Raw genomic sequence first — 9,463 nt, forward strand, 5'->3', positions numbered from 1 at the left:
CGTCCCTGACCATCGTCTTCCTGCTCGCGGTCGTCACCCTGCAGCCGATGGCGAAGTACGCCGGGGCCGAGCAGACGATCATCGTCCTGGTCTCGCTGCTGGTCGCGCTGATCCCGACCACGATCGGCGCGCTGCTGTCCGCGATCGGCATCGCGGGCATGGACCGGCTGGTGCAGCGCAACGTGCTGGCGATGTCCGGCCGCGCCGTCGAGGCCGCGGGCGACGTCTCCACGCTGCTGCTCGACAAGACCGGCACCATCACCTTCGGCAACCGCCAGGCGGCCGAATTCGTGAAGATCGGCGACGTCAGCGAGGACGCCCTGGCCGACGCCGCCCAGCTCTCCTCCCTCGCGGACGAGACCCCCGAGGGCCGCTCCATCGTGGTGCTGGCCAAGGAGAAGTACGGCCTGCGCGAGCGCCACCAGGGCGAGTTGGCCCACGCCACCTGGATCGAGTTCACCGCCCAGACCCGGATGTCCGGCGTCGACGTCGACGGCCACTCGATCCGCAAGGGCGCGGCCGCGGCCGTCGCCAACTGGGTCCTCGAGAACGGCGGACAGACGGACAACGAGCTCGACGTCGCCGTCGAGCGGATCTCCAACCTCGGCGGCACCCCACTCGTCGTGGCGGAGAGAAAGGGGAGCGCGCCCGCGCGCGTCCTCGGCGTCATCTACCTTAAGGACGTCGTCAAGCCCGGCATCAAGGAGCGCTTCGCCGAGATGCGCGCCATGGGCATCAAGACGGTCATGATCACGGGTGACAACCCGCTGACGGCCGCCGCGATCGCGGAGGAGGCCGGCGTCGACGACTACCTCGCCGAGGCCACGCCCGAGGACAAGATGGCCCTGATCAAGAAGGAGCAGGAGGGCGGCCGCCTGGTCGCCATGACCGGTGACGGCACCAACGACGCCCCCGCGCTCGCGCAGGCCGACGTCGGCGTGGCGATGAACACCGGCACCTCGGCCGCCAAGGAGGCCGGGAACATGGTGGACCTGGACTCCAACCCGACCAAGCTGATCGAGATCGTCGAGATCGGCAAGCAGCTCCTCATCACTCGAGGCGCGCTGACCACCTTCTCCATCGCCAACGACGTCGCCAAGTACTTCGCGATCATCCCGGCCATGTTCGCGGTGGTGTACCCGGGGCTGAGCAAGCTCAACATCATGCACCTGCACAGCCCGATGTCCGCGATCACCTCGGCGATCATCTTCAACGCGCTGATCATCATCGGCCTGATCCCGCTCGCCCTGCGCGGTGTGAAGTACCGTCCGTCGTCCTCGCAGTCGCTGCTCCGCCGCAACCTCGGGATCTACGGCGTCGGCGGTCTGATCCTGCCGTTCGTCGGGATCAAGGCCATCGACCTGGTGGTCCAGTTCATCCCCGGCCTGCACTGAGAAAGAAGGGAACGATTCTCATGGCCAAGCCCCTTCCGACTCCGGTCCGGAACCACCTGACGGGTCTGCGGATCCTGCTGCTGTTCACCCTCGTCCTCGGGCTCGCGTACCCGCTGCTGATCACCGGCGTCTCGCAGGTCGCGTTCAGCAAGCAGGCCAACGGCTCGCTGGTGAAGGACGCCCACGGCAACGTGGTGGGCTCCTCGCTGATCGGCCAGAACTTCACGATCGTCTCGAAGGACGGCAAGTCCCAGAGCCCCGACCCGAAGTTCTTCCAGTCCCGCCCCTCGGCGGCCGGCGCCCTCGGCTACGACCCGACCGCCTCCAGCGGCACCAACCAGGGCACCAACTCGGCCACCCTGGTGACCGACTACACCCAGCTCAAGGCCGCCATCGCCACGTTCGACGGCGTCCCCCCGAGCCAGGTGCCCGCCGACGCCATCACCTCCTCCGGCTCCGGCCTGGACCCGGACATCAGCCCGGCCTACGCCGAGATCCAGGTCAAGCGCGTCGCCCAGGCCCGCGGCCTGAGCGTCGACAAGGTCGAGGCGCTCGTCAAGCAGTACACCCAGGGCCGCAACGCCGGCTTCCTGGGCGAGCCCCGGGTCGACGTCCTGGAGCTCAACATCGCCCTGACCGAGCTCGGCTGAGGTCGGGACACCCTCCGGTCCGGCCGCGCGGCGCCTCCCGCTCCGCGCGGCCGGATCGCCGGCTCCACACACGTGGTCACTCGCAAGGGAGTTCGTGGTGTCAGCGCGCAACGGAGCGCCACCCCCCGGGAAGCTGAAGGTCTTCCTCGGCTCGGCCCCCGGCGTCGGCAAGACCTACCGGATGCTGGACGAGGCGCACCGGCGCCTCGGGCGCGGCCAGGACGTGGTCGTCGGCTATGTCGAGTGCCACCGGCGGCCCCGCACCGAGGAGCTGCTGGCCGGCATCGAGATCGTCCCGCGCGCCGAACGCGAGTACCGCGGCGGCTCGTTCACGGAGATGGACGTCGACGCCGTGATCGCGCGACGGCCCGAGGTGGCCGTCGTCGACGAGCTCGCGCACACCAACATCCCCGGCGGGCGCAACGCCAAGCGCTGGCAGGACGTCGAGGAACTGCTGGCCGCCGGGATCGACGTGCTGGCCGCCGTCAACGTGCAGCACCTGGAGTCGCTCAACGACGTCGTCCAGAAGATCACAGGCGTGCCGCAGCGCGAGACCGTCCCGGACGAGGTCGTCCGGCGCGCCGACCAGATCGAGCTGGTCGACATGGCCCCGGAGGGACTGCGCCGGCGCATGGCGCATGGCAACGTCTACGCCGCCGAGAAGGTCGACGCGGCTCTCTCCAACTACTTCCGCGTCGGGAACCTCACCGCCCTGCGCGAGCTCGCCTTGCTGTGGCTGGCCGGGCGCGTCGACGAGGGCCTGCAGCGGTACCGGGCCGAGCACGAGATCAGCAAGGTCTGGGAGACCCGCGAACGCGTCGTCGTGGCGCTGACCGGCGGGCCCGAGGGCGAGACGCTCATCCGCCGCGCGGCCCGCATCGCCGACCGGGCGGGCAGCGGCGCCCTGCTGGCCGTGCACGTCGCCCGGTCCGACGGGCTGGCCGACGCCGACCAGGCGGCCCTGGCCGCACAGCGGCACCTCGTCGAGTCGCTGGGAGGCAGCTACCACTCCGTCGTCGGCGACGACGTGCCCACCGCCCTGCTCGACTTCGCCCGCGCCTCCAACGCGACCCAGCTGGTGCTCGGCACCAGCCGCCGCGGCGCCGTCCGGCGCGCCCTCACCGCCGGGCGCGGCATCGGCGAGACCACGATCGAGCTCTCCGGCGACATCGACGTCCACATGGTCACCCACGAGCGCTCGGGACGCGGCCGCCTGCCGGTCCTCTCCGGCGGGCTGCACCCCGTGTCGCGCCGGATCACCGGCCTGGCCTCCGGGCTGGTGCTGCCGCTGCTGCTGACGGCGGTGCTCTGCCTGATGCGCGGCTCGCTCAACATGACCAGCGACACGCTGCTCTACCTCGGCGCCGTCGTCGGGGTGGCGCTGCTCGGCGGCATCGTCTCGGCGCTGCTGGCCTCCCTCACGGCGTCGCTGCTGCTCAACTACTACTTCATCCCGCCGATCCACCGGTTCACCATCGCCGAGCCCAACAACGTGCTGGCGCTGCTGGTCTTCGCGGTGGTCGGCACGGTCGTCGCCACCGTCGTCGACACCGGCGCCCGCTTCTCGCGCCGGGCCGCCCGCGCGGCCGCCGAGGCGGAGACGCTCTCCGCGCTCGCGGGCAGCGTGCTACGCGGCGACGAGGCCGTCCCAGCGCTGCTCGACCGGCTCCGGGAGACCTTCGGCATGCAGCACGTGGCGCTGGTGCGCGGCGGGGCGGAGTCGGCAGTCTCGGCGAGCGAGGGAGCCCCCGGCGAGACGGCGGCCACCGCGGTGGAGGAGCTGACCGTCGACGGCGACACCACGCTGGTGCTGCGCGGGCGTCCGCTGCCGGCCGCCGACCGGCGGGTGCTGACCGCCTTCACCGACCACGTCGCGGTCGCCCTCGAGCGCGACCGCCTCGCCGAGGCCGCCGCCGCCATCGAGCCCGTCCGCGCCGCCGACCGGCTGCGCAGCGCGCTGCTCGCCGCCGTCAGCCACGACCTGCGCACCCCGCTGGCCGTGGCGCTCGCCTCCGTCTCCTCGCTGCGCAGCCACGACGTCGACTTCACCCGGCAGGACCGCGACGAACTGCTGGGCACCGCGCAGGGCGCGCTGCTCAAGCTCAACCGACTGGTCGACAACCTGCTCGACATGAGCCGCCTCCAGGCCGGTGCGCTCACCCTGCAGATCCAGCCCACGGGCCTGGCCGACGTGCTCACCGCCGCGCTCGACTCACTTCCGGACGAGCACGCGCCGGTCCGCCGCGCCGGGCTCGGCGAGGTCCCCGCCGTCCTCGCCGACCCGCCGCTGCTGGAGCGGGTGCTGGCCAACCTCACCACCAATGCGCTGCGCCATGGCGGCGGACGGTCCGTCACCGTCGCGGCCAGCGCGCTCGGCGACCGGGTGGAGGTGCGGGTCGTCGACCGCGGCCCGGGCCTGCCGCCGGAGGACCGGGAGAGGATCTTCCAGCCCTTCCAGCGGCAGGGCGATCACGACAACACCACCGGCGTCGGCCTCGGCCTCGCGCTGTCCCGAGGGCTGGCCGAGGCCATGGGCGGCGCCCTCGTCCCCGAGGACACCCCGGGCGGCGGACTCACCATGGTCCTCTCCCTCCGGGCGGCGGACGCCGTGCCCGACCCCATCAGTTCAGCCCGTAACGAAACGGCCGTCCCGTGACCCGAATCCTGATCGTCGACGACGAACCGCAGATGCTGAAGGCCCTGCAGATCAACCTCCAGGCCCGCCACTACGAGGTGTCCACCGCCTCCGACGGCCGCCGCGCGCTCCAGGAGGCCACCCACAACCCTCCGGACGCCGTCATCCTCGACCTCGGCCTCCCCGGTCTCGACGGCATGGAGGTGCTGCGCTCGCTGCGCACCTGGACCTCGGCCCCCGTCATCGTCCTGTCCGGCCGGGCCGAGTTCTCCGAGAAGGTCGAGGCCCTCGACGCGGGCGCGGACGACTACGTCACCAAGCCGTTCGCGATGAACGAGCTGCTCGCCCGGCTGCGCGCCGCGCTGCGCCGGCCGACCCGGGCGGAGCCGCCCGCGCCGGCGGTCGTCATCGGCGACTTCGCCGTCGACCTCGCCGGCGCGGTGGTCCGCCGCACCTCGGACCAGGGCCCCGGCGTCCGGCTCACGCCGACCGAGTGGCGCATCCTGGCGGTCCTGCTGGCCCACCCGGGCAGGCTGGTGACGGGCCGCCAGATCCTCCAGCAGGTCTGGGGGCCGGGCCACGAACAGAAGACCAACTACCTGCGCGTCTACTTCGCCGGCCTGCGCCGCAAGCTGGAGCGGGACGCCGCCCACCCGCGCCACCTGCTCACCGAACCGGGCATGGGCTACCGCTTCGAGCCGTGACGCGCCGAGCCGTGACGCGCCGAGCCGTGACGGAGAATTGTCGGACCCCAGGTCTAGGCTCGACCCGACGGCAATCGGACAGGAGGCCACGCGATGTCCCGGGTCAGGGTGCACAACTTCTCCGTCTCGCTCGACGGTTTCGCCACCGGCGAGGGGCAGAGCCTCGAGGCGCCCTTCGGGCACGCCGGTGCGCGGTTGCACGAGTGGTTCTTCGGGACGCGCACGTTCCGCGCCATGCAGGGCCAGGCCGGCGGGAGCACGGGCGTCGACGACGCCATCGCGTCGCGGTGGAACGAGGGCGTCGGCGCGGAGATCATGGGGCGCGGCAAGTTCGGCCCGCAGCACGGGCCGTGGGCCGACCGCGACTGGAACGGCTGGTGGGGCGAGAACCCGCCCTTCCACACGCCCGCCTTCGTGCTGACGCACCATCCTCGGCCGTCCGTGACGATGGCCGGCGGCACGACGTTCCATTTCGTCGACGCCGGGCCGAAGGAGGCCCTGCGTCAGGCCCGCGAGGCGGCGGGCGGGCTCGACGTGCGCATCGGCGGCGGTCCGTCCACGGTCCGCGCCTTCCTGGCGGAGGACTTGGTGGACCACCTGCACATCGTGCTGGTGCCGATCCTGCTCGGGCGCGGCGTCCGGATCTGGGACGGGCTGGAGGGCCTGGAGCGGCGCTTCGACGTCGAGTCCGTCTCCTCGCCCAGCGGTGTCACCCACCTCACCTTCACCCGGCCGCAGCAGTCATGACCGCGCACTTCACCTCGCGGGACGGCACCACGCTCGCCGTGGACGCGGTGGGCCACGGCGCGCCGGTGGTCCTCATCGGCGGGGCTTTCAACGACCGCTCCACGGTGGCGGCGCTCGCCGCCGAGCTGGCCCCGCACGTCACCGTGGTCAGCTACGACCGCCGCGGCCGTGGCGCCAGCGACAACAAGTCCACCGACTACCGGGTCGCGGACGAGTTGGACGACCTCGCGGCCGTGATCGCCCACTCCGGCGGCCGGGCCTCCGTGTTCGGCCACTCCTCGGGCGCCTCCCTCGCCCTGGAGGCGGCCGCCCAGGGTCTGCCGATCGACCGGCTCGCCGTCTACGAGCCCTCCTTCGCGGCGGACCCGGCGCTGCCGCGCCCGCCCGCCGACGTCTACGACCGCCTCACCGCGCTCGTCGCGGCACGCGACGCCGACGGCGCCGCCGAGCTGTTCCTGCGCGAGGTGATCGGCCTCCCGGGCGAGGCGCTGGTGGGGTTGAAGGCCGGTGACGCCTGGCCGTTCCTGGTCGACATGGCGCCGAGCCTGCCCTGGGACGTGCTGGTCAGCGAACCCTGGCGGCTGCTCCCGCCGGAGCGCCTGGCCGGGATCCGCGTGCCGACTCTGGCCCTCTACGGCGACGGCACCTCGCCCTGGCTCTCCGCCGCCGCCCGCGCGGTGGCGAACACCGTCCCCGACGCGGAGCTCCGCGTCCTGCCCGGCGAGGACCACACGATCCTCCAGCGTCCGCACGCGCTGACCCCGCTGCTGGTCACGTTCTTCGAGGGGCAGGGGCCCGCAGGCTCCTGACGAGACGTCGCCGCGTGGCCCGCAGTGCGTCCTGATGGGCGAATCGCGGGCCGTCGCCGTTTGCGCGCGCCCGCACGCGGTGACACATCGGTGCTGATCCGGGGAGCGGACCCGGACCGGACCGAAGGCGGGGCCCGCACATGGCCGACGTGATCTACGTTGCCGTCACCGTGGGCGTGTTCGGCGCGCTCGCGCTCGTCGCCCGAGGGGTGATGAAGCTGTGACCGCGGACAACATCGTGGGATTGGTCGTCGCGGTGGCCATGGTGGGCTACCTGATCGCGGCGCTGATCCTGCCGGAGCGCTTCTGATGAACCCGACCCTGGCCGGGTTCCTGCAGGCGCTGCTCCTGGTCGCGGCGCTGGCCGCCTCCTACCGCCCGCTCGGCGACTACCTGGCCCGCGTCCTGACCGCCCCCCGGCATCTGCGCATCGAGCGGCCGCTGTACCGGCTCATCGGCGTCGACACCACCGCGGACCAGACCTGGTACGTCTACCTGCGCAGCGTGCTCGCCTTCTCGGCGATCTCGGTGCTCTTCCTCTACCTCTTCCAGCGGATCCAGAACCACCTCTGGCTCACCCTCGGCTTTCCGGCCGTCCCGGCCCCGACCGCGTGGAACACCGCGACGTCGTTCGTCACCAACACCAACTGGCAGTCCTATTCGGGCGAGCAGACGATGGGCTACCTGGTGCAGATGGCGGGCCTGGCGGTGCAGAACTTCCTGTCGGCGGCCGTCGGCGTCGCCGTCGTCGCCGCGCTGATCCGCGGCTTCACCCGCACCGAGACCGACCGGGTCGGCAACTTCTGGGTGGACCTGACGCGGCTGACCGTCCGGGTGCTGCTGCCGATCGCCTTCGTCTTCGCGATCGTGCTGCTCGCCTCCGGCGTCGTGCAGAACCTGCACGGCTTCCAGACCGTGCACACGCTCGCGGGCGGCACCCAGTCGCTGCCGGGCGGCCCCGTGGCCTCGCAGGAGGTGATCAAGGAGCTGGGCACCAACGGCGGCGGCTTCTACAACGCCAACTCCGCCCACCCCTTCGAGAACCCCAACGCCTGGACCAACTGGCTGGAGATCTACCTCCTGCTCGTCGTCGCCTTCGCGCTGCCGCGCACCTTCGGCCGCATGGTCGGCGACAACCGGCAGGGCTACGCGATCGTCTCGGTGATGGCGCTGTTCTGGGTGGCCTCGGCCAGCCTGATGACGGTCTTCGAGTGGCAGCACCACGGCACCGCGCTCCAGGCGGCGGGCGCGGCCATGGAGGGCAAGGAGGTCCGGCTCGGAATCTCCGCGACCGCCCTGTTCGCCAGTTCCACGACGCTCACCTCGACGGGGGCGGTGGACGCCTCCCACGACTCGCTCTCGCCGCTGGGCGGCGGGATCGCCATCTTCGACATGATGCTCGGTGAGATCGCGCCCGGCGGCACCGGGTCGGGCCTGTACGGCATGCTGGTCCTCGCCGTCGTCACCGTCTTCGTGGCGGGCCTGATGGTCGGGCGGACACCCGAGTACCTCGGGAAGAAGCTGAGCGCGCGGGAGATGAAGTTCGCCTCGCTGTACATCCTCACCACCCCGGCGATCGTGCTGATCGGGACGGGTGTGGCGATGTCCTTCCCGGCCGAGCGGGCCGCGATGCTGAACAGCGGCGCGCACGGTTTCTCCGAGGTGCTCTACGCCTTCACCTCCGCCGCCAACAACAACGGCTCGGCTTTCGCCGGACTGACCGTCACCAGCGACTGGTGGAACACGACGCTCGGCCTGGTGATGCTGTTCGGCCGGTTCCTCCCGATGGTCTTCGTGCTCGCGCTGGCCGGGTCGCTGGCCCGGCAGAAGCCCGTCCCGTCCACGGCCGGCACGCTCCACACCCACGACGCGCTGTTCGTCGGCATGCTCTCCGCCGTGGTGCTGATCGTCGTCGGGCTCACCTACTTCCCGGCCCTGGCCCTCGGACCGCTCGCGGAAGGCCTGCAGAAATGAGCGTCACCACACCGGAGCCGGTCCCGTCCGGCGAGACCTCCCGGGTCTCCGGCGGGCTGATGGACCCGAAGCAGCTCCTGGAGTCGCTCCCGGACGCCGTGCGCAAGGTCGACCCACGGGTGATGGCGCGCAACCCGGTCATGTTCGTGGTCGAGATCGGCTCGCTGCTCACCACCTACGCGGCGATCCGGCACCCCAGCGTCTTCGCCTGGGTGATCACCGTCTGGCTGTGGCTGACGGTCGTCTTCGCGAACCTGGCCGAGGCCGTGGCCGAGGGCCGCGGCAAGGCGCAGGCCGACACGCTGCGCAAGACCCGCACCGACACCGTGGCCAGACGCGTCGTCGGCTCCTGGGCCCCGGGTGCCACGGACGTGCCGGAGGAGGAGGTCTCCGCGACGCAGCTGCGGCTCGGCGACCATGTGGTCGTGGAGACCGGGCAGGTCATCCCCGGCGACGGCGACGTCGTCGAGGGTGTGGCGAGCGTCGACGAGTCGGCGATCACCGGCGAGTCGGCGCCCGTCATCCGCGAGTCCGGTGGTGACCGCTCCGC

Annotated in this window: 9 protein-coding genes; all 9 read left to right on the forward strand. The window is 71.9% G+C overall.

Annotated elements, in window-relative coordinates; translation table 11 throughout:
* A partial coding sequence (gene kdpB, locus TR48_RS02390) for a potassium-transporting ATPase subunit KdpB (protein WP_042364096.1) occupies positions 1-1,394 on the forward strand: 1,394 nt, incomplete at its 5' end.
* A gap of 20 nt (positions 1,395-1,414) precedes the next feature.
* On the forward strand, positions 1,415-2,044 hold the full coding sequence (gene kdpC / locus TR48_RS02395) for a potassium-transporting ATPase subunit KdpC (RefSeq protein WP_042364097.1): 630 nt from the start codon (positions 1,415-1,417) through the stop codon (positions 2,042-2,044).
* Positions 2,045-2,138: 94 nt separating this feature from the next.
* A complete protein-coding gene (locus tag TR48_RS02400; protein WP_084728705.1) occupies positions 2,139-4,700 on the forward strand; it encodes a sensor histidine kinase in 2,562 nt (853 codons plus the stop codon).
* Complete coding sequence (locus TR48_RS02405) at positions 4,697-5,383, forward strand: response regulator (protein WP_042364099.1); 687 nt, start codon at positions 4,697-4,699, stop codon at positions 5,381-5,383. The genes TR48_RS02400 and TR48_RS02405 overlap by 4 nt, the downstream gene beginning before the upstream one ends.
* A gap of 93 nt (positions 5,384-5,476) precedes the next feature.
* Positions 5,477-6,130 carry a dihydrofolate reductase family protein gene (locus tag TR48_RS02410; protein WP_042364100.1) on the forward strand — a complete coding sequence of 218 codons (654 nt, stop codon included), beginning with the start codon at positions 5,477-5,479 and terminating at the stop codon, positions 6,128-6,130.
* Positions 6,127-6,939: an alpha/beta fold hydrolase gene (locus tag TR48_RS02415; protein WP_042364101.1), complete on the forward strand. Its 813-nt coding sequence runs from the start codon at positions 6,127-6,129 to the stop codon at positions 6,937-6,939. The genes TR48_RS02410 and TR48_RS02415 overlap by 4 nt, the downstream gene beginning before the upstream one ends.
* Positions 6,940-7,159: 220 nt before the next feature.
* Positions 7,160-7,249 carry a K(+)-transporting ATPase subunit F gene (kdpF, locus tag TR48_RS39625; RefSeq protein WP_042364102.1) on the forward strand — a complete coding sequence of 30 codons (90 nt, stop codon included), beginning with the start codon at positions 7,160-7,162 and terminating at the stop codon, positions 7,247-7,249.
* A complete protein-coding gene (gene kdpA / locus TR48_RS02425) occupies positions 7,249-8,913 on the forward strand; it encodes a potassium-transporting ATPase subunit KdpA (RefSeq protein ID WP_042364103.1) in 1,665 nt (554 codons plus the stop codon). Before kdpF ends, kdpA begins: the two co-directional genes overlap by 1 nt.
* A partial coding sequence (locus tag TR48_RS02430) for a P-type ATPase actuator domain-containing protein (protein ID WP_042364104.1) occupies positions 8,910-9,463 on the forward strand: 554 nt, incomplete at its 3' end. The genes kdpA and TR48_RS02430, both read left to right, overlap by 4 nt.

The organism is Streptacidiphilus neutrinimicus, from assembly GCF_000787815.1.
GTDB classification, from domain to species: domain Bacteria; phylum Actinomycetota; class Actinomycetes; order Streptomycetales; family Streptomycetaceae; genus Streptacidiphilus; species Streptacidiphilus neutrinimicus.